This window comes from Metasolibacillus sp. FSL H7-0170 (assembly GCF_038593115.1).
GTDB lineage: Bacteria > Bacillota > Bacilli > Bacillales_A > Planococcaceae > Metasolibacillus > Metasolibacillus fluoroglycofenilyticus.
The window spans coordinates 2,301,007-2,321,578 of record NZ_CP151964.1; the positions used below are offsets into that span (position 1 = coordinate 2,301,007).

Here is a 20,572-nt window from a genome sequence, read left to right on the forward strand (position 1 = left end):
TATTGAAATTGAACCGTAATCTCGGCTGTCTTTTCCGCGCCACCAATTATCTACTAATATAAATACTGTATCTGTATTAATATAAACTGGTTCTATCGTTGTATTAAAATGGCTCAACATCGCATCGCCATTTCTATTTTTTGAATCAACTCATTCAAAATATTCATCTTTCGTTAAACCCTTATTAAAGAATATAAAAGTAACAGATACAGAAAATTCATTTAATTAACTCGCTATAATTACAGTTTATTTTGGAAAACACCTCCCTTTCTGTAGAGTAAAAAGAAAAAGTGATGGGGCGACTTTTCAGACACTCCCCTCACTTTTTCAATACGCTATAGCTGCTATTTCGCTTCCCCATAAAACCAATTTACATCATAGTCTGTCCAGAAGATTTCTGGCGTTATGCTAGCCGATAATTGCTCCACAGCTAACACACGCTTAATATGCGCTGCCACATCTTCAAATGTAAAGGATTGCCCCTCTTTAACTTCGCTTACATGCAAAACAGCATAGCGACCATCACTTAAAACAATCGCCTCACTCGTTGTCCCTTTTTCTAGCTTGGCGACAGCTTTCAATATAGCGGCATCAATATTCGCCTGCTGCTCGGTAATAAAGCCTATATCGCCACCTAAGCTAGCTGATGGGGTATCAATTGAGCGCTCTCTTGCTAGCACAGAAAATTCAGAGCCATTTTGTAACTCCTGCAACACACTATCTATATTTTCTTTAGAATCTGCTACAATCATGCTCGTCCTATACGATGTCGGTATATTGTAGAGCGATTGATTATCCTGATAAAAGGCTTCAACTGCTTCTTCTGTAATAATAATGTCCTTCGCTAATACCTTTTCTAAAATCAATTGCGTTCGGACTTTTTGACGCAGCTCCTTATCAGAAAGACTTTGGAATGTTCTGTCTGTAATATCCTGAGTTGAGTGCATTAATGCTAGCTCTAAATCAACTTCCTCATCCGATACGCTAATTTTATGCTGCTTCGCTGCCTTTTCCATAACAGCTTCATTGACTAAGCCTTGTAGTGTTTCTTTTCCATACATACTTTCCATTTTAGCAAGCCATTGCTGACGTGTGATATTATCTCCATCAATCGTTGCAACGACCTCATCGTTATTCGATTTATCTTTCGATGGCAAGAGCCACATAATAAACCAAAACAAATTTCCTGCTAGTAAAATCGCTAGTATCATTAGTGCCGGTTTTGTTTTTAATCGACGTTGTGAAAGTGGCGTTTTTATTGGTGGTGTTGGTGTTGTGCGAATATTACGCGTTGATTTCATCAATGAAGCCTTCCAATTCATCTTGGCTAAAATTATATGTTTCTAAGCAAAAATGACATTGTGCTTCCGCTTTTCCATCTTCAGCAATCATCTCTTGAATTTCCTTCGCACCTAAACCGATAATTGCCGCACCAAAACGCTCTTTTGAACATTGACACTTAAATTGTACAGGCGCCTCACTTAAAATTGAAATATCGCCCTTTTCCCCTAGCACTGTCTCTAAAATCTGCTCCGGTGTATAGCCTTTTTCAATCATTTTTGATACAGGCTCAATTGACGCCAACTGCGCTTCAATCGCATCAATTGTTTCTTCCTCACAACCCGGCATTAATTGCAAAATAAAGCCGCCCGCAGCTAAAATTGTATTATCTGGATTGACAAGTACTCCAAGTCCTACAGATGAGGGCACCTGCTCACTTGTCGCAAAATAGTAAGTAAAGTCCTCTGCGATTTCACCAGATACAATTGGCGTTTGACCTGAGAACATATCACGTAAACCTAAATCCTTTACAATCGTCAATGCCCCTTCTGTACCAACAGCGCGACGCACATCTAATTTTCCTTGCTCGTTTAAATCAAAATGTACTTGTCCATTTGTGACATAGCCACGCACATTACCATTCGCATCCGAATCGATAATGATGGGTCCGATTGGTCCATCTCCCTCAATTTTTACCGTTAGCTTGTCATCGCCCTTCAGCATAGCTCCCATCATAACTGCTGCTGTCATCGAACGTCCAAGTGCCGCCGAAGCTGTTGGCCATGTGCTATGACGACGCTGTGCTTCTCCAATTGTTTCTGTCGTGCGAACCGCAAAGGCACGCACCTGTCCATTAAAGCCTATTGCTCTTACTAAATAATCATTCATGTTAAATCCTCTTTCCTTTTAATTTCGTTGATATAAAATATAAAGCCCCTTTAATGTTAAAAATGGGTCTACAATATCAATCAATTGCGTCTCATTTGCAATTAGTTCGGCAAAGCCCCCGGTTGCAATCACTAACGGCTCTTTAACACTCTGCTGCTTCATACGGCTGACAATGCCCTCCACTTGACCAATAAAGCCATAAACAATTCCTGCCTGCATTGCGGCAACCGTATTTTTGCCAACGATTTGTGAAGGTCGTGCAATTTCAATGCGCGGTAGCTTAGAAGCGCGCGTATACAGCGCCTCTGTCGAAATCGCAATTCCCGGCGCAATCGCCCCACCCATATAGTCACCTTTTTCGTTTAAATAGCAATAGGTATTAGCAGTCCCAAAATCAACAATAATTATTGGGCGACCTATGCCATACTCCACTAAGGCCGCTACGGCGTTGACAATGCGGTCCGCTCCAACCTCACGGGGATTTTCATATTTAATATTTAATCCTGTTTTAACGCCCGGTCCAACAATCAGCGGCTTAATGCGAAAATATTTTTCACACATCCGCTGCAAAGCAAACATAATTGGTGGCACAACTGAGGATATAATAATTCCTTCAATTTGTTCAAATGAAATGCCCTCATGAGAAAAAAAGGCTTTCAACTGCATCGCATATTCATCTTCCGTCTTACTGCGCTCCGTTACAATACGCCAATTATGCAGAAGCTGATGATTATTATATATGCCAAAAATAATATTCGTATTGCCCGCATCCATTACTAAAATCATCTATACGACACCTACCAGCTCATTTTCACTTTTACATAAAATCATACCATACGAAAGCAAAAACTTATGCTATTTTGACCAGCATTATTTTCATATTATTTGCGTTTTTCTCAAGTTATCTGCACTTTACTCTGAATTATCTGTGCTTTCCTCAACTTATGTGAACATTAGCTAACTATAAAAGGCTGATGGGAAAGTAAGTTTCCCATCAGCCTCCATTTTATTGCTTGTGTTCTTCGTCTGATTGTACAGTTTTGCCTAGAGGCTTGTGTGGTTGTTCGTTAGATAGCTTACCTAAAGGCTTATGTTCCCCAGGTAAATCTTCTGTTGTTGGTGGTGTTTGCTCACTTACAACCTCTTCATTAACCGTTGCAGAACCAGCTTTTTCGATTGTCGGCTGTGCTTCTGTTACTACTTCAGAAGGCACTTCATTTACAATCTCTTCAACTACTTCTGGCAATTTACCAAAGTCACGTAAATGCTCGATTTCCTGTGCATTTAATGTTTCTTTTTCCATTAATGTGTTAGCAATCAAATCTAATAGCTCACGCTTTTCTGTTAAAATGCGTTTTGTACGCTCATACTGAGCATCAACAATATTTTGAATTTCTTTGTCAATTTCATAAGCAATTTTATCAGAGTAATTTTGGTCCGAGTTGAAATCACGCCCTAGGAAAACATTGCCCCCTTGGCTTGAACCGTATTGAACTGCTCCAAGATTGTCGCTCATTCCGTACTCAGTTACCATTGCACGTGCGATGCTCGTTACTTTTTGGAAGTCGTTATGTGCGCCTGTTGACACTTCGCCAAGTACGATTTCCTCTGCAACACGCCCGCCTAGTAAACCAGCGATGCGGTCAAGCAGCTCTTGACGTGTCGTGAAGAAACGCTCTTCCTTCGGTAACATAATGGCATAACCGCCTGCTTGCCCGCGAGGAACAATCGTTACTTTATGCACTGTATCTGCTTCATCAAGCTCCAAACCTACAACTACGTGCCCAGCTTCATGGAATGCAACAAGCTTTTTCTCTTTTGCCGAGTAAACGCGACTTGCTTTCGCTGGACCCGCAATAACACGGTCAGACGCTTCGTCAATATCTGCCATATTAATTGATTTTTTGCTTTTACGAGCTGCTACAAGTGCTGCTTCGTTTAGCAGATTTTCAAGGTCTGCACCTGAGAAACCTGGCGTGCGTTGTGCTACCGCTCCTAAATCCACACTATCCGCTAGTGGCTTATTGCGTGCATGCACTTTTAAAATCGCCTCACGCCCTTTTACATCAGGATGCCCTACTGTAATTTGACGGTCAAAACGACCTGGACGTAATAACGCCTTATCTAAAATATCTGGTCGGTTCGTTGCAGCAATAATGATAATTCCTTCATTCGCTCCGAAGCCGTCCATTTCTACCAATAGTTGGTTCAACGTTTGCTCACGCTCATCGTGACCACCGCCAAGACCCGCACCACGTTGACGACCTACTGCATCAATCTCGTCAATGAAAATGATACATGGCGCATTTTTCTTCGCATTTTCAAATAAATCACGTACACGCGATGCCCCAACACCAACAAACATTTCTACGAAATCAGAACCTGAAATCGAGAAGAATGGGACGCCAGCCTCACCAGCAACTGCACGTGCAAGTAAAGTTTTACCCGTACCCGGAGGACCCACAAGTAAAATCCCCTTCGGAATACGCGCGCCAATTTCAGTAAATTTACGATGATCCTTTAAAAAGTCTACTACTTCGACAAGCTCTGCCTTTTCTTCATCGGCACCAGCTACATCGTTGAAGCGAACCTTTTTCTTATCTTGATCATATAGCTTAGCCTTTGATTTACCGAAGTTCATCACTTTATTACCGCCACCTTGTGATTGACTCAACAAGAAGAAGAATAAAATGATAATGATGATGAATGGAATAATACCTGTAAAGAAGCTTACCCATCCACTTGTTTCTGGCGCATGCTCAACCTTGATACCGTAGTCCTCTTCAAGATTAAAAATGCGCTCCTTTGCCTGCTCATCATTTTGTAAAATATTCAGCGTGAATTTTTTGCTTGCCTCATCATCGTTAGCTTTTTTATATTCCCCAACAACTGAGAGTACGCCCTTTGCTGGCTGTATCATCACTGAATCAACATTACCAGACTCCAGCTCCGCAAAAAACTTTTTGTAATCTAGCTCCTCAACAGCAGAGTTGCTGCCATTGACAGTGCCAAAAATCCCGACTATTACGAGAAAAATTAATAAATAAAATATGGTATATCGAAATATTCGATTCATCCCCAGCCTCCTCACAACATAACAGAAAAACTATAGATAAAATCTTAACATACGTTCATTTTTTGATACAATGAAAAGCCCTAAAGAATATATGTGAAAGTCGATTTATGTCAAAATCGTTACATATGTTCTGATTTTAGAATGAATACACTTCTCTTTTCAAAATGCCAATGTACGGTAAGTTACGATATTTTTCTGCGTAATCTAATCCATATCCTACTACAAAACCATCTGGAACTTCAAAGCCTACGATATCTGCTTTTAAATCCACCTTGCGCCCTGAAGGTTTATCTAATAGCGTTACAATCTTAATTGATTTAGCTTTGCGATACTTAAATAGCTCGACAAGGTAGCTAAGTGTTAAGCCACTATCGATAATATCCTCGATAATAATAACATCGCGACCTTCCACACTTGTGTTTAAGTCCTTTAAAATTTTTACCTCGCCAGAAGAAACAGTGGCATTGCCGTAGCTCGATACATCCATAAAGTCCACTTCAACATAAGAGTCGAAACGCTTCATTAAGTCTGTCATAAAAGGCATTGCACCTTTTAAAACACCGACAGCAAGCGGGAATTTATGGTCGTATTCAGCTGTTAGCTGTGCGCCTAACTCTCGAATGCGTTCTTGAATCTGCTCCTCCGAAATCATAATTTTTTCAATATCGTTTTGAATCATATGTGATTCCCCCTCAAATTGTTGCAAATTTTAACGAGCGCTACGCACGATGAGAACACAATCATCCTCCCCGCGTCGCTGCTTGGAAAATTTGTTATTTACACGCACACCGAGTACAGCTAATACCTCATCCTCTGCATCGACTAACAACGGCCAGCTATCGCGTTTCGCTAAAGGGATTTTACAGTCAATAAATAACCTTGATAACCGTTTTCCTTGCATCATATTAGCAAGCTGTATACGGTCGCCCTCTCGTCTTGTACGAATATGTAATGGGAAGTTTACTGCTTTTGACTGAAAATAGTAGCATTCGCCATCGTGCTGCCCTGTATAAGTCCCTACAAATAGCCAGATATGCCCATAATCGAGCCATTTATTTAACGCTAATGCTTTCGCTTCACGCACCTCGAATACTTTATGTGGATAAACAGTCACAGTATCATATGCGCGTTGCATCATGTAATGTTTCGGTAAATGGATTGTCGCACTACCACTTGTAGTTTCAAATAAGGCGTAGATAGATGATAATAATGATTGACTAAAAAGTGTACTTGAATCGTTATAAATATAGTTTAATAGTATTAAAATGAGCCTTCTTTGTAAAGCAGGTGATTCTCTTTGAAAAGCATGAACATCAATCGTATAAATTTCTGCCGTATTTTCCTTAACTACTCGTGCATATGCTCCTTTTGCTAACTCCATTAAGTATGCATCATCCTGCTGTAGCTGGCTAGCTAATTGAACAGCATGTGCGGCTATATGATTATTCTCCTCAACTAATAAAGGAATAATACGCTGACGGAAGCGATTTCTTGTATAATCATCCTTCGCGTTACTTGCATCCTCACGATATACTCCATTCTGACTTTGCAAATAACTAGAAATTTCTGCCTTCGTTACTGCTAAAAAGGGACGAATAAGCTCACCATCTGCAAATGAACGACTTGCCATCATTCCTTGTAAGCCGTTAATCGTCGCGCCTTTTGCGAGAGCCATCAGCATCGTCTCGAGCTGATCGTCTGCATGATGTGCTGTAACAAGCTTCGTGCACTTTTCCTGCCGCATAATTTGCGCTAAAAAACGATAACGCTCACTGCGACAAGTCGTCTGCAAATTGCCACCTTTCTTTTCAAGAATATCGGCTATTGGAATCGCCGTACTATGTACCCTAATATTTTCTTCTACACAAAACGCCTCAACAAATTCTCGGTCTGCTGCCGAGGCTTCCGCCCTTAGCATATGGTCAACATGCGCTACGACAATTTCTATTTCTAGCTGCGCACACATTGCTCGGAAAAAATACAGTAAGCCCATCGAGTCAACGCCACCAGAGCAAGCGATGAGAAGACGGTCTCCTGCTACTACTAATTGCTGCTTTCGAATATTATGCATCACCTTTATTTCGAATGAATCCACCTTCTCACCTCCGTTCTTCTATACTAATTCGCCTTTACAGTTGCCCATTGTGGAATAATATGCTGCAATGTCAGACCAATCAATGTACAATCATCCTCAATATCATAACGCCCTTTATAATGCGCCATTACATCATACAATAACACATCAATCGGCATTTTTTCGGCAATTCTTTGCTTTATCAACTCCAAAAAATAAGACTCCTGCTCGTCCCAATTCAATTCGCTTGAAAATAAACCGTCCGACACCATAAAAATAACATCATCTGCTCTCAGCTTCATTTTTTGTGTTTCTACAGAAAACTGTGGCATAAAGCCTACAGGTGCACTTGTCCCATCAATTTTCATAACCGTTTGACCACGAATTATATATGTCGACATGCTACCAGCCTTCCATGACCAAAGTGTGCCACCTTGTAAATCAATTAGCGCAAAATCAATCGTTGCATACATGTCTATCTCACGCTTTAACGACATAACATAGTGTAACGTATGCATCGCTGTTTCTGGATTCATATTATACAATAAACATTCACGCATCATGCGAATCAGCTTTCTACTCTCACGCTGCGCTTCTTTATTTTGTCCCATTCCATCTGAAAGCATAACCGCTGTCAGCCCAGCATGTATCGGAAAAATAGCATGCGAATCTCCTGAGCCATTTACTAGCTCCTTCGCTTGACTATAGCTATCATGCGCTAATTCATAACGGACAGCTGAACGAAAACGCACCTGCATATGACGGAATGGTTCTTGCCTCATTTCATAATGCTCTACGTAAAGAGGCTCCTGCCAAGCATCATAAAAAATCGGCACAATAAGCCGCTCACAAAGCTGTAGCATATCATATTGATTACTGTTTTTCGGTGTCAGTGAGCACACGACGATACGCTCGCCTGGTTTACTTTGTAACACATCTATTTGAAAGCAAGGCACATAAGCTTGCTTGAACGCAGTCATTAGCTCCTCCTCCACAGACTGAAAGGATAGTGCTTCTTCTTTAATTTCCTGCATAAGTCGCTGCAGATGGCGACTCAAATCACGCAACTGCAATGCAATCATTTTTTTTCCATGATAAAATTGCCCATTCATTTGCTCCTGATAGAGCTGCAATTCCAGCTCCTCTAACAATTTAGTTGACTTCACACATTTTTGTTTCACCTGCTCCTCTGTACGCACAACCTCCGCTGGCTTCGAAGCCGCTTTCGCCACACACCAGCCCTCAATCGTCTGACTCATTTCTGCATCAGCCCAGCAGCGATCATAGCGAAAGCAGCTCATACATGTAGCCAATGGCTCAATTTTTTTCTTTTCCACATAATCCGCAGTAAACCGATCGAATACAAGCTCCTTCATAAAATCAACAAAATGCTGAAATTGCATTAAATTTTCTGTCGCATGCTCTGTCATCCACGTCTGTCTTTTTAATAGCACCTCATCTCGCTCTGGGTAAAACAAATCATGCAATGTTGTAAATAATGATTGTGGAAGTAGCAAAAATAAAGTTGCTGCTACGACAATTGAGAAGAAATAGACGAGATCGAGCGGTAATGTCGCATCATAAAAAAAGAATAGCGCACTAGGTATTATGCTACCTAGTGCAACACCTAGCCGTCCTAGTTGCTTACAGCTTCCCGCAACAACACCTGTCACTGCATACAAAGCAAGCATTCCCGTAAAGGATAGGCTTGCAACACCTAGCAACGTTCCTAAAATCGTAGCGGTCATCGTTGCTACTTGGACACCTGCCACTCTAGCTGCAATGCAAATAATGAGATGTAGCATAAAAATCGTTAAAGACAAAGAATAGATAACAACAGACTGCATCCCGCCAAGCAAGGCGGCCGCAATGACAAAACCAGCCCCAATGCGCTCATACGACCAATTTGTCTGCCAAAATTGGTGTGGACGCACGAAGAAAAGCTGAATAAATAATGTCATTAACACAGCTAATACTACCTCATAGCCGACGTATAAGAGCACTAAAAATGGCGGCACTCCCCCATATGACACGCTTTGCCATGGCAATTGGATAAGTAAAATGGATAAGCCAATCGCCAAAGAAGCTGGCATCTTATAATATTTGAAGCGACATAACAGTTCAAAGACGATGAGCTGCAAACATAAAATCACTGCCTGTCCTAATCCAAACGATAAGGAACCTAACAAGCCACCAATAATAACAGCTGTCCGCATATTGTCATAGCGCAGTCGCACAATTGCCCAAAATGGCAATAAAAAAGGTAGTGTCGCATCAAAAAATACTGCTTGTGCTAAAAAATAAGCAATAATGAAAAAGGTAGCTTGCAAACTATAGATAGTTTTTTTATTTTTTGCATACCCCTTCATCCCCTGCCACATAGAAGGTGTTTCTAGCATTTCCACTCGTGTCATATAGTCATCTCCTCTAGCTTTTTTGCCATTATATAAAAATTAAAGCGTAAAATTTGTCTGTTCATATAGGCAACTAGAAAAAATGTTTCGACGAATTGTTAGCAAATAGTGGGAAAAATGAGTGGATTGGTGAATATCTGATTTACTTCTTTGTCATAAAAAGGATGGATATGTCCAATAAGGTGATACCTCAATCAGTGGAGGTTTTCCTCATCCCCATTGATTGTTAGTTGAATCAATCGGGCTTTTACGGGGAGTTCATCTCTCACTTATCCTTTAGCGTATTTTCACTTAAGCCTTACTGCCCGTTAATGCGGGACAAAGCACCATATGAAAAAAAGTAAGTTATTGATTATACTAGATATATCGAAATAGATAGGAGATTATAAATCATGACCCAACAATTTACATACCTAACATTGCTCTGCTCTTTTAGTATGCTACTCATTGTAGGTGGTGTACTCTTAACAAAATTACCCCTCATCGTGCAAACACTTATGATTAGTGTCGGTCTTATTTCTGGAATTTTTTGCTTCATTTCGCTCATTCGCATGCTAATAAAGCAAGAGAAAAAATAAATGGGGAGAGGCGCTTAAAATGCCCTCGGCAGTGCTTCTTCAAAGAGCGCACTTATAGAGGGTTCCTCGAAATCGGGAGCAACACTACGTTTAGCGGATTTCCCTCCGAATAAAAGTAATTGAAATTTTCATTGCATCGTAAAATGGGTTCTTACGCATAGTTAGTGAAAAAAGCATTAACCATGTATTTGCAATCCCTAAAATTATCTTAAAATAACAATATCAACTTAGTAGCACTCTCTTTTCTAACAACTCTAAACTGGCTCTTCCATACATGAGCCGTTTGATCATTTTCAATCGATTAATTTGGCCTTCCACAATGCTTGTATTATACGTATAGAAAAAAGCAGCTTTAATGGCTTCTAAATCTTCACGTATCATGGAAAGATATCGTGTTATTTCTTTTAATTTGCTTGATTGAAACTTCGCTTTAAGACGAAGAAAATAAGGAAAATCTAAGGTTTGATACGCTTCGCGAAATAATTGAACAAACGCATATATTTCTTGCGTTACTGGATAAATCGTCAATGTTTGATGAAGCTGTTGTTGTTCCTTCACTGTTAAGTGAGCGTGATTACGCCAAAATAATGAGATAATCCGTCGTCTACTGAACAGTTGTGTTTGAACAGGCGTACGTTTCATTTGGTTTATGGCATTTCGAACAGCGGTGTAGCTGCCAGTAAATCCTTGTTGTTGAAGTTGTTGAAAAATCGCTGTAATCGATTGTTTCTTTTCAAGTCCTTCTACAATGGATGTTTGAAATTCTGTAGTATTAATTGACCGCTTTATTCTTGGGCTATAAGTGAGTGGCTGATTTGTTTCTAAGTATTTTTTAACGGTATTACGACTTATCTTATATTTTTTTGCAAGACCCCTCATGGATAAACCTAATTGCTTTTCTTTTTGAATCACCTGGATTAATTGCCATTTTGCTTCTTCTTTTTCATTTAAACTAGTGATAGGGATAGATAATCGATTATTGGAGGAGTCTGGCTTTTCCCAATGGGATGGTAATAATCGCTGTATCATTTCTTTCATAACTTTATAGAGATTTTGAACAAGATGAAAACGGTCACTGATTTGCAAGATAGAAGATGAAGTATTGCTAATGGCGGCTTGATAACTACGTGAGCCATCTCTTGCCACAAGATGAATAGGTGGCTGTGCTTGTAACCAATTGGTCACCGTATTCATATCTCGCCCCTTCAGTAGACAAATAGGTTTATTTGTGCGTAAATCACAAATAATCGTCCCATAATGAATTCCTTTACGAAAGGCAAAATCATCAATCGCAAGGAAAGGGAGATGTCATTTGAGGTGTTGGTGTTTTATAGATGAGACGAAGAAGTGTATCGTGACTGACAGGCAATTTCAAATTACGACTTAAATTCGAAGCCTGTACACAATTCATTTTAAATGCCAACTGTCGCAAAAAGTCCATTGCTCGTATCGTAAAACGTTGATACGCTGGACATTCTGTTAACTGTTCAGTGAAAATTTTGGAAGTGCATGAACTTGTTTCGCAAAACCATTTTGTTAATTGAATATGATAAATGACCTCTTTTTGAACAATGGGTAAATCTTTAATTTGGCGTTTTGTGCGACTATGTCTACGTGTGCTTACTTGTTGGCACTTTGGACAAATAGCCGATTTTGTACGACTAATTAGAAAAAATCGCATTTCAATATCCGATGCTTCTTGGTGTACTAACTCAAAATTCGCTCCAAATGGAGTAATCATTTCATACATGAAAGCCACGTCCTTTTAAGTTACTATACCCGAATAGCACTTTGAGCAATCCATCACCAATTTTGCGTAAGAACCGTAAAATGGAGCCACCTTTTCGAACAGCCCTGTCGCAGAAAATCTTCCTGAAAGATGCTAAAATGGCTACCTACTTTTATTTATAAGAATTCATTTTCATAAAATACAAACAAAACGCCCGAAAAGCAGTGCATTGCACACTTTTCGGACGCCCTTATATTACATCTTTTCTACGCCTGAAATAGCCAGTAAACTAACTTCGTCTAGCTCCACGGCCACCGCGTTTTGATTCTGTTGCACGCTTTAATGTTGCAAGACGCTCATCGCTATCTTTTAAGAAACGTGCCATTTTTTGCTCGAAAGTCTCTTTCGGTTGACGATCATTTCGCTCATTTGATCGATTATCACGACGTGGACGTTGAGGACGTTCTGGTCGCTCTGGTTGAGGCTTCGCTTTGCGGATTGAAAGACCGATCTTACCGTCAGCTTCAACATTCATCACTTTGACTTCAACTTCATCCCCTACTTTTAGAAGTTCGTTGATGTCTTTCACATAGTTGTCTGCCACTTCACTAATGTGTACTAAACCCGTTTTGCCATCTGGCAGCTCAACGAATGCTCCAAAATTTGTGATGCCTGTTACCTTACCTTGTAATTTGCTGCCTACTTCAATTGACATAAAAAAAATGCTCCTCCTTAAAAATTAAGCGACTTCATAAGTCATGTACTAAGTATACTGAAACTTTTATCATTAATAACAGTTTCTATTCTATTATAACGAACAGGATAATCGTGTCAACAACACTGCGCTAAATCTGATTCGTTTCACAGCAAGGAGGGCGACCCAACACTTTTCACGGATTCGCCCTCACCCTTACTCGTCATCATCTTCTTGTTGTTCATTCGATTGTTTCTTTTTGGGAATTGTAAAAATAATCTCGCCTTCCTCAGACATAAAATATTCTTTACGTGCCAACTTCGCAATATATTCATCATCCTCAAGCTTTGCAATTTGCAGCTTTAACATATCCTGCACTTCTTGTATTTGCTCTAGCTCCACTAAAACCTCTGCCTTTTTCTGCTCCTTCGCATCAAGGCGCTCATACTGCTTCATTAGCATGCTAGCTAGTCCAAAAATGACTACACTTGCTATAACAAAGAAAGCTACCAGCCTGCGACGTCGGCGAACAATCTGCTGCTTTGAAGGTTTATTGCTCGCCTGAATTTCACTAGAACGAACATAATCATTATCTAACGCTCTTACTCTGTTAGGTGATGGTTCTTGGTAATCTCGCCTTGCCATTTTGTTCACCTCACGATTTTGAATAATACAGCTATTATACTTTGTAAAAACTATTTTTTAAAGCGGTTTCCAATTGTTACTTTGTACAGTTTCGTGAAAGGTGTAAGTATGAATAAGACTATCGACCTACACACATGCCAACACATTAGGAAAAAGCGCCCGATAATATAAATAATCCAATAAATTGGACGAATAAAGAGCAATACAAATACACGACCGACAAATCGGAAAAAGCGTCTGAATAATTTATCATACGCAAAAATACCAACTAGCTGAAATAGTGGATCAACCGCGCGCCACTGCCCTCCCTTTGTCACATATAAAAAGTAAAATGTACAAAATCCGAGAGCAACCCATACCATAAGCTCTAGCACTACAGCGCACTGACGAATCCATTGTCGCCCAGATAGCCCTCCCAATACGGCTCGAGTACTGTCAATAACACAGCCGACAAATAGTCCACTTGCCAACATGATGACAGCACTCATTAGCTGTGCTGAAATCGTCATCCGAACAATTTATGAATAAAGCCCTTTGCCGCACCGTCTTCCTCATCGTACTGCATGAGCTTCACATTGCCCTCTAATGTAAGTAGCCCCTTGTCCACATCTAAATGCACAATGCGTAGCTCCTCACCTCGAATTAGCAAATGTCCTTGAGATGTGTGAATGAAAAATTCCTCCTGATCAAAACGCTCAATTGCTTTAATTGATGTCATGTCCATTCGCTTGCGGTTGCGAATTGTCACTAAATGCTCACCCGACGGAATTGTATAACGATTACTTTCTTGATGCAATGTCATGTCCATCCCCTCCTTTTTGCTTCTGTCACACTTTATGCAGCATATGGGAAAGGCATGACTAAAATTATAAGAAGAAAATAATATAACTAACTTATTGCTAAATAAAAAAAGGAAAATGCTATAATTAATAAAAAAACTTGCGTGATAGGAGAGAGGTTTAGTATATGGATTGCTCAATTGATTTTTCAATTAAAAAAATGGCAGATTGAAGGCAAAGCGCATTTAACGGTATCGATTAATTTATCACCCATTCATTTTTTGAGTACGACTTTACCCGATTTTTTATTGAATTGCACTAAAACAGCCGGTATCGCCCCACAAAGCTTAATACTAGAAATTACTGAAAATGTAGCAATTGAAGACCGTGATGCTACTAAAAACCGAATGGTAGAGCTATGGGCTTTTCTATCTCAATCGATGACCTCGGAACAGGATATTCATCATTTGCCTACTTGCAAAACCTCCCTGTCCACCAAATTAAAATTGACCGTCAGTTTATACGCAATATAAGCATCAATCAAAACAGTGCAGCTATCGTCCAAACAATCGCTCGACCAGGAAAAACAATTGATTTACAGGTCGTGGCAGAAGGTGTTGAAGCGCAAGAAGAATGAAATATATTAAAACAATTTGACTGTGATAGTATACAAAAATTTTATTTTAGCAAACCTTTCCCAGCAAATGAAATTAACAAGCTTTTTGAAAAAACAACAACAGCTTGTAAACTTCACTTACCAATTGGAGGAAGCCTTTAATGAAAATTACTTTACCTAAAATCCCAGCACAATTAACTGCGAGAAACTTCTCTGATATTTTGTATGAGGAATATCCAGAGCTAGAAATGTGTGAAATTATTGACTCTACATTTACGAATGAGGCAATAGAGAGGGTTCGTATCGACAAAGCCATTCTGAAAAATAGTCACTTTAATTATACAAATTTCAGCCATATCCAATTAACCGATGTTCGCTTTGAAAATTGTGATTTGTCCAATGTAAACTTTAGCAAATCCTCGATTCATCGCGTGGAATTTATCAATTGCAAACTGTTAGGAAGCCAGTTTCCTACATCTTCTTTAGGCAATGTACGTTTCGACAATTGCATTTTACACTTAGTAACATTTGACAGCGCAAAGCTTGAAAAAGTGATATTCAACAAAACACTCTTAACAAATAGCGATTTTTACGAATGCAAATTTAAAGGAATTGAATACAATTGCTGCAATTTGAATGACGCCAATTTCGAGCAAACTTCATTAAAAGGCATCGATATTAGCTCGTCTACCTTTGAAACACTAACCATTTCGATTAATAGCTTAAATGGCTGCAAAGTATCCTCTTCTCAGGCAATTCAGCTAGCTTCATTAATGGGCGTTATCGTTGTAGACTAATATCGAGGAGACTGTCCAAAAAGCCATGCATAGCCGGCATTTTGGACAGTAGCGATTATCTTTCACAAAACATATAAATAGCGAGCGCCTCTTTTAAAAGTATGGTAAACACGGTTTCTAACGATGTTTGCTCTTTTCGATAATGTGTATAAGGAATCAGTAGTTCACGTTTTCGTATCCATTGGATTCGAGTAGATGACGAAAATTCAGACGTTGAAGAAAAAGTATACTCCGTTGTTGCTTTTTAGAATTGGCAAGTGCAAAATGACGAACCGAAAGTGTATTAGCAAAATTGTTAGGCAGAAATTTTTACCTGAGAAAATCCTGTTGATTGTCCATCAGGTGGAGTTAAGAAAGAAGTTTCTCTGACACTTCCCGAAAATGAATGGGGATGGTTTGACAAAAAAGCAGATGGAAGCCGTTTGCAGTTTCTGAGTCATTTAGTTTGGGAAGCACAGTCATCAGAAATTGAATGGAAAAATTATGCTTGCCTTGGCTACGATAATGAAAAATACATAAATTGGTTCTTACAATTTATGATAAGTGTAATTGGAAGTCTGTTCCTGCAGTTGAAAAAATTTATACAGAATTGAACTATTAATTTAAAGTTGGCACTTGAAGTGAAAAAAACGAGAATTTTTTATTAGAATTTGATAAGCTTATATAAAAGCTAAAGTGAACTGCACCCCACTTAGCTGTGCTTAAAGTAGGCGATTTCTAGCGGATTACGTTAAATTTAGAAAGGAACGATTGAATGGATAAAAAAAATAAACCTTCAATTTCTTATTCTCCAATTTATAATTATGCTATGGTTTGGCTCACATTTATTATATTTATTTTTGTGAGTTTGCAAATGCCTCACTTACCTACCCATATGAAAACATTGATATATGGCACTATAATTGTCTATCTGCTTCTGCTTATCAATGGTGGTTTAGAGATTTTTGGTAACATTCCCAAAAGAGTGAATATTTCAATTAATATTTTACAATTAATACTATCTATACCAATTTTGGTATTTTCCGTATTGAAAGAAGAGTTAATATTCATATTTTTTTCTATTTTTCTAATACTAGTTTTTACAACGAAAATATTTTTATTAATGTATAAAAAAGCAAAAGACTAAAAAGTCTTTTGCTTTTTTTACTAATAAGCTGTATATGTCGTTCGACAATCCCAAGTGGAAGAGTTACCATTAGCACTTTCATAGTACCACATTTCCGAATGAATACGCATATACTTTTTCTTATTTAGGTCTGCGTCGCGTACAGCAGCTTCTAGACTAGCTTGATTTGGTGACTTTAGATAAGTATCTAATGCCGACGCTATAGATAAACCAAACCCTGCATGTGTTAATCTTTGAGCAAGTGTAGGTCCGATATATCTCGCAAGTAAAGATGACACAGCTGCTACTCCTAGACCTGCAACCATAATCGTGAATGACTGATAATTAAAGCCTGCAGATTGTGCTTGTTGTTGTCGGAAATCCTCCAAAGTAATGTGTTCTACTGTTGAACTAATTTTTGTCCATCCCATTATCAATCTCTCCTTTTTCTTTTTGTTATTGAAAAGCAATTAAATTACCTAGGATGATTGCTTTCTATAATCTAAAGGGAGATAAATCATTGTTTTGACAACCTTAATGAAAAATATTTTTATAGGTGTTTTTAAGATTGGTTTTGATTTAATTTTTCTATTTCTACTAGTCCAAAAAATGAAGGTGCTTTTTTGAATTTTTTTGTTTGGATGGTGTGAATAATCATTAAGTGAATTTCTTGTTTTAGGTCCTCCCGTTCTTGTGGATGGGTTTGACGTAATACGGCATGAATTTTAGGTTGTAACATATCTAAAATTTCTTGTTGGAATGGGGCATTTTTTGTTTTTAAATGGGGCAATTAGCTCTCTCCTTGTTGATAATTTTTTCTGATTTTCTTTAAGGTCTGGTTTTTTGTTTTGTTAACTGCTTGTTTTGTAATGGCTAATTTATGAGCAATTTCAATTTCAGGTATTCCCTCAATATAAAGTAAATAAAGAATTTCTTTCTGTTTAGCACTTAATTTCGAAATAATATCATGAAGTAACTTGTCCTCGAAAAGAGAGGTAAGATTGTTTGGGTCGGTGAGTGTTGAACCGAGTGACCTGTATTCATAAGAAGTTTGTGTTTCTCCAATCAAGTCGAGAAGTGTTGTTTCTCCATCGTCCATGTTTTTATCTAAAATTAGTGGTTGAGTTGTATGAAGATGACGAATTTTTTTGTCAAATCTTTGAGATTCAAAGTGTAATATTTTTGAGAAATACGTGAGTAATTGGACTTTGTATACATGAGTTTGAAATAGTTTTTCAATTTCTTCTTTTTTGTCTGGAGAAGGATTCCCCATGTAATCGAGATATAAATTATTAATCTTCTTATCTGTTAAAAAAGTGTGTAATAGGCGATTTTGAATCAAAAAAATCAACTCCAATACGTAAAATAGGAATATATGTTCTATTTTAATTTAAAAAAATAAGAATGAACATAGCTATTAAGTTGTCATCTTGAGATTGAGGAAATAGCAATTTTTATTTTTTTTGTTGCTGTTTTTCGATTACTTGAGAGAGAATACTGATATTGTCAATAAGTGTGTCTAATTTCTGCTCAAATCGGTGCAGTAAATAAAAAGCAATTAGAATGGGGAAGCCGACATTACTTATTAGATTTATTAAATTTGTATAATCAGTCATATGAATGCTCCTTTCTGAAAAAGATGATGTTATATAAAGGGATTTTTCATTCCTAAAAGTCAACCTAAGTAGAAAAATATTTTGAATAGATAAAAGGGAAGGGAACATACTTTAAAAAGCTGATGACTGATGTTATATTGGCATTAGCAAAAAAAGATTTAGCACCAGATACCCCCAGCAGTTGCACCTGTTGGGGGTTCTTCTGTTTTACAGTAGAGTGAACCATTTAGGCTAGTTGTCGCTATGGTTTCTGTTTTTTAGTCATTATCCGGCAAAAAAAGAGATAGCAAATTCCAACTTGACTTAGTTATTAAACTTAAGAAAATAAAATACCTAATTTTCTCATACATTACGCTCCCCATATTCCTCCAAGCACTTCTCGCAAATACAGCTTGTTGGATTTTCTATGAGTATTTCCTTTGGGAATTTCACGGTCATACACCAGCAGTCGCTTTGCTTGCTCGCAACGCCACAGTTATTACTGCCGCCACATAGCGGGCATTCCTTTTCATCTGCCATTTGCTCAATCCTCGTCGTCAATGAATTCTGGCTCAATTTTTTCTAGGCGCTCTTCCTTTAAAATGGTGAACATATTTGCCGCGTCTTCTTTGCGGGCATTTTCATTTAGCTGCTCAACACGTGCTGTGACGATTTTTTGTCCGAAGCGAATCGCTAACTCGTCACCGACTTTTACAGTACTGCTCGCCTTTGCGACCTTGTTGTTAATTGTGATACGTCCTTGCACAGCAACTTCCTTTGCTAATGTACGGCGTTTAATTAATCTCGATACTTTCAAAAATTTATCTAATCGCATATTATTCTCCCTTTTCCTGCTTTTTTGCCTCATTCCAGAAGGCATCTAATTGTTCTAGTGTGAATGCGGTGAAACCCTGTCCACTCATCTTCACTCGTTGCTCCACATAGCCAAAGCGTCGAGCAAATTTTTCATTTGCATGAATCATCGCTTCCTCTGGCGAAATCTTATAAAAGCGCGCGATATTCACAAGTGTAAATAACACATCACCAAATTCATCAAGTTGCGCAGCAGCAGAGCCCTCTGTAATTTCCTGACGAAACTCCTGCCACTCCTCCTCAAACTTTGCCCATACATCCTCTGCATTTGGCCAATCAAAGCCAACTGTCGCAGCCTTTTTCTGATAATTATAAGAGGTTTGCAGCGAAGACTCCGCACGGTGCTCACCTGCTAAAAGCGGCTCTAGCTGTTCGCCCTTTTCCTGACGCTTTATTGCCTCCCAATTAGCAATGACCGCATCGGCATCCTCTGCTGCTACGTCACTAAACACGTGCGGATGACGGCGAATCATTTTTTCACTAACCGACGCAAGCACTTCTTCTAAATTGAAATAGCCATTATCTTCGCCAATTTGCGCATGTAAAAACACTTGAAGCAAAACATCGCCTAGCTCCTCGACCATCGCAAAGTCATCCTCTGCATCAACAGCCGCTAAAAATTCATGCGTTTCCTCAATTAAATATTTTTTCAAGGATTCATGTGTTTGTTTTCGGTCCCAAGGACAGCCATCCGGTCCGCGCAAAACAGCAATAATACGACGCAAAGTTGTCCAATCACGCAGCGCATCTTCGTCTGATGCCACAGGAGGCACATAAACTGTCGTTAAATTATTAAGCTCTGCCACTTGGTCTAACTCGTATAAAGGGACTGTCACTATCTTTTCTTGTGAAGAGCCTGCTGCTGTCACAATTGTTACAGGATAATCATCACGATATTTTTCCATTAATGTCAGCTTCACCTCTGACGCACTAAACTCATCATACACTTGTGCAATCAAAGTATGCTGGCGCATATTCAACTCGTCCATAGACATGCTTGTACCATCTAATAATTGAAAACCTTCGATTGGGTCGATTTTTAACGCTGTAAAAATCGGGTCTAGAAAGCTTTGCCCACCCTCGATTTTGAGCTTAATTTCCCCATTCCTTGCTGCCTCAATTAAATGCTGTACCGTTTGCTCAGCCACTAGCGGATGCCCTGGCACTGCATACAATACCGACTCCCGCTGTGCAACCTCGATTAAACACGCGGCTATCTCCTCATAGACAGGTTGAAATGTGTCATACTTTTCATAAACGGAATCAAAACTATGAAATTGAATATCCTCTTCTCTCAAATCCTCTATTACAGGATGTTCTAGTGTGCGCACATATATTTTTTTAGCCGCTTTAAGCTTTTTATAAACGCCATATGGCAACTGCTCCAAATCAGATGCCCCTAAGCCGATTACGGTTAATTCATTCATT

Annotated in this window: 24 protein-coding genes; 4 read left to right on the plus strand and 20 right to left on the minus strand. The window is 38.9% G+C overall.

The window, feature by feature from the left end:
• Positions 1-344 precede the first annotated feature (344 nt).
• The 7 genes from MHH70_RS10670 to MHH70_RS10700 all read right to left on the minus strand — a co-directional run bounded on the left by MHH70_RS10670 (position 345) and on the right by MHH70_RS10700 (position 9,733).
• Positions 345-1,301: a peptidyl-prolyl cis-trans isomerase gene (locus MHH70_RS10670; RefSeq protein ID WP_342473194.1), complete on the minus strand. Its 957-nt coding sequence runs from the start codon at positions 1,299-1,301 to the stop codon at positions 345-347.
• Positions 1,285-2,169 carry an Hsp33 family molecular chaperone HslO gene (hslO, locus tag MHH70_RS10675; RefSeq protein ID WP_342471475.1) on the minus strand — a complete coding sequence of 295 codons (885 nt, stop codon included), beginning with the start codon at positions 2,167-2,169 and terminating at the stop codon, positions 1,285-1,287. Before hslO ends, MHH70_RS10670 begins: the two co-directional genes overlap by 17 nt.
• An 18-nt stretch (positions 2,170-2,187) precedes the next feature.
• Positions 2,188-2,955: a type III pantothenate kinase gene (locus MHH70_RS10680; RefSeq protein WP_066165525.1), complete on the minus strand. Its 768-nt coding sequence runs from the start codon at positions 2,953-2,955 to the stop codon at positions 2,188-2,190.
• Between the two features lie 220 nt (positions 2,956-3,175).
• The gene (gene ftsH / locus MHH70_RS10685; RefSeq protein ID WP_107943709.1) at positions 3,176-5,245 is read right to left on the minus strand and encodes an ATP-dependent zinc metalloprotease FtsH; all 2,070 of its coding nucleotides are present in this window, start codon (positions 5,243-5,245) and stop codon (positions 3,176-3,178) included.
• Positions 5,246-5,381: 136 nt separating this feature from the next.
• Complete coding sequence (gene hpt, locus MHH70_RS10690; protein ID WP_066165531.1) at positions 5,382-5,924, minus strand: hypoxanthine phosphoribosyltransferase; 543 nt, start codon at positions 5,922-5,924, stop codon at positions 5,382-5,384.
• A 30-nt stretch (positions 5,925-5,954) separates the two neighbouring features.
• On the minus strand, positions 5,955-7,340 hold the full coding sequence (gene tilS / locus MHH70_RS10695; RefSeq protein WP_342471476.1) for a tRNA lysidine(34) synthetase TilS: 1,386 nt from the start codon (positions 7,338-7,340) through the stop codon (positions 5,955-5,957).
• A 23-nt stretch (positions 7,341-7,363) separates the two neighbouring features.
• The gene (locus MHH70_RS10700) at positions 7,364-9,733 is read right to left on the minus strand and encodes a SpoIIE family protein phosphatase (protein ID WP_066165537.1); all 2,370 of its coding nucleotides are present in this window, start codon (positions 9,731-9,733) and stop codon (positions 7,364-7,366) included.
• A gap of 392 nt (positions 9,734-10,125) precedes the next feature.
• Here MHH70_RS10700 and MHH70_RS10705 point away from each other — a divergent pair, with 392 nt between their 5' ends.
• Positions 10,126-10,311: a sodium:potassium antiporter gene (locus MHH70_RS10705; protein WP_066165540.1), complete on the plus strand. Its 186-nt coding sequence runs from the start codon at positions 10,126-10,128 to the stop codon at positions 10,309-10,311.
• Between the two features lie 222 nt (positions 10,312-10,533).
• On the opposite strand, the gene MHH70_RS10710 is transcribed toward MHH70_RS10705, so the two are convergent.
• From MHH70_RS10710 to yabP, 6 genes are all read right to left on the minus strand, one after another.
• Entirely contained in the window at positions 10,534-11,601 is a 1,068-nt protein-coding gene (locus MHH70_RS10710; protein ID WP_342473196.1) for a transposase, read from the minus strand.
• Positions 11,597-12,061 (minus strand): transposase family protein, encoded by a 465-nt coding sequence (locus MHH70_RS10715; RefSeq protein ID WP_342471477.1) that lies wholly within the window; start codon positions 12,059-12,061, stop codon positions 11,597-11,599. The genes MHH70_RS10710 and MHH70_RS10715 overlap by 5 nt, the downstream gene beginning before the upstream one ends.
• Positions 12,062-12,329: 268 nt before the next feature.
• Complete coding sequence (locus tag MHH70_RS10720) at positions 12,330-12,755, minus strand: S1 domain-containing RNA-binding protein (protein ID WP_066165543.1); 426 nt, start codon at positions 12,753-12,755, stop codon at positions 12,330-12,332.
• 195 nt (positions 12,756-12,950) lie between these two features.
• Positions 12,951-13,379: a septum formation initiator family protein gene (locus MHH70_RS10725; RefSeq protein WP_107943706.1), complete on the minus strand. Its 429-nt coding sequence runs from the start codon at positions 13,377-13,379 to the stop codon at positions 12,951-12,953.
• A 50-nt stretch (positions 13,380-13,429) separates the two neighbouring features.
• Entirely contained in the window at positions 13,430-13,888 is a 459-nt protein-coding gene (gene yabQ / locus MHH70_RS10730) for a spore cortex biosynthesis protein YabQ (RefSeq protein ID WP_342471478.1), read from the minus strand.
• Positions 13,885-14,181, minus strand: coding sequence for a sporulation protein YabP (gene yabP / locus MHH70_RS10735; RefSeq protein WP_066165552.1), 297 nt, complete (start codon positions 14,179-14,181; stop codon positions 13,885-13,887). Before yabP ends, yabQ begins: the two co-directional genes overlap by 4 nt.
• A gap of 395 nt (positions 14,182-14,576) precedes the next feature.
• On the opposite strand from yabP, the gene MHH70_RS10740 reads away from it, so the two are divergent.
• The 3 genes from MHH70_RS10740 (at position 14,577) to MHH70_RS10750 (ending at position 16,697) form a co-directional block, all read left to right on the plus strand.
• Entirely contained in the window at positions 14,577-14,795 is a 219-nt protein-coding gene (locus tag MHH70_RS10740) for an EAL domain-containing protein (RefSeq protein ID WP_342471479.1), read from the plus strand.
• Between the two features lie 140 nt (positions 14,796-14,935).
• Complete coding sequence (locus tag MHH70_RS10745; protein ID WP_066165558.1) at positions 14,936-15,571, plus strand: pentapeptide repeat-containing protein; 636 nt, start codon at positions 14,936-14,938, stop codon at positions 15,569-15,571.
• 754 nt (positions 15,572-16,325) lie between these two features.
• Complete coding sequence (locus MHH70_RS10750; RefSeq protein WP_342471480.1) at positions 16,326-16,697, plus strand: hypothetical protein; 372 nt, start codon at positions 16,326-16,328, stop codon at positions 16,695-16,697.
• 20 nt (positions 16,698-16,717) lie between these two features.
• Here MHH70_RS10750 and MHH70_RS10755 read toward each other — a convergent pair whose 3' ends face one another.
• The 7 genes from MHH70_RS10755 to mazG all read right to left on the minus strand — a co-directional run bounded on the left by MHH70_RS10755 (position 16,718) and on the right by mazG (position 20,571).
• Entirely contained in the window at positions 16,718-17,107 is a 390-nt protein-coding gene (locus tag MHH70_RS10755; protein WP_342471481.1) for a hypothetical protein, read from the minus strand.
• 131 nt (positions 17,108-17,238) lie between these two features.
• The gene (locus MHH70_RS10760; RefSeq protein WP_342471482.1) at positions 17,239-17,466 is read right to left on the minus strand and encodes a hypothetical protein; all 228 of its coding nucleotides are present in this window, start codon (positions 17,464-17,466) and stop codon (positions 17,239-17,241) included.
• The gene (locus tag MHH70_RS10765; RefSeq protein ID WP_342471483.1) at positions 17,467-18,018 is read right to left on the minus strand and encodes a sigma-70 family RNA polymerase sigma factor; all 552 of its coding nucleotides are present in this window, start codon (positions 18,016-18,018) and stop codon (positions 17,467-17,469) included.
• Positions 18,019-18,130: 112 nt separating this feature from the next.
• Positions 18,131-18,400, minus strand: a complete 270-nt coding sequence (locus MHH70_RS10770; protein WP_342471484.1) for a YvrJ family protein — start codon at positions 18,398-18,400, stop codon at positions 18,131-18,133.
• A gap of 234 nt (positions 18,401-18,634) precedes the next feature.
• Positions 18,635-18,811 carry a cysteine-rich CWC family protein gene (locus MHH70_RS10775; RefSeq protein ID WP_342471485.1) on the minus strand — a complete coding sequence of 59 codons (177 nt, stop codon included), beginning with the start codon at positions 18,809-18,811 and terminating at the stop codon, positions 18,635-18,637.
• A gap of 4 nt (positions 18,812-18,815) precedes the next feature.
• On the minus strand, positions 18,816-19,106 hold the full coding sequence (locus MHH70_RS10780) for an RNA-binding S4 domain-containing protein (RefSeq protein ID WP_342471486.1): 291 nt from the start codon (positions 19,104-19,106) through the stop codon (positions 18,816-18,818).
• Position 19,107: 1 nt separating this feature from the next.
• Positions 19,108-20,571, minus strand: coding sequence for a nucleoside triphosphate pyrophosphohydrolase (mazG, locus tag MHH70_RS10785; protein WP_342471487.1), 1,464 nt, complete (start codon positions 20,569-20,571; stop codon positions 19,108-19,110).
• Position 20,572: the final 1 nt, after the last annotated feature.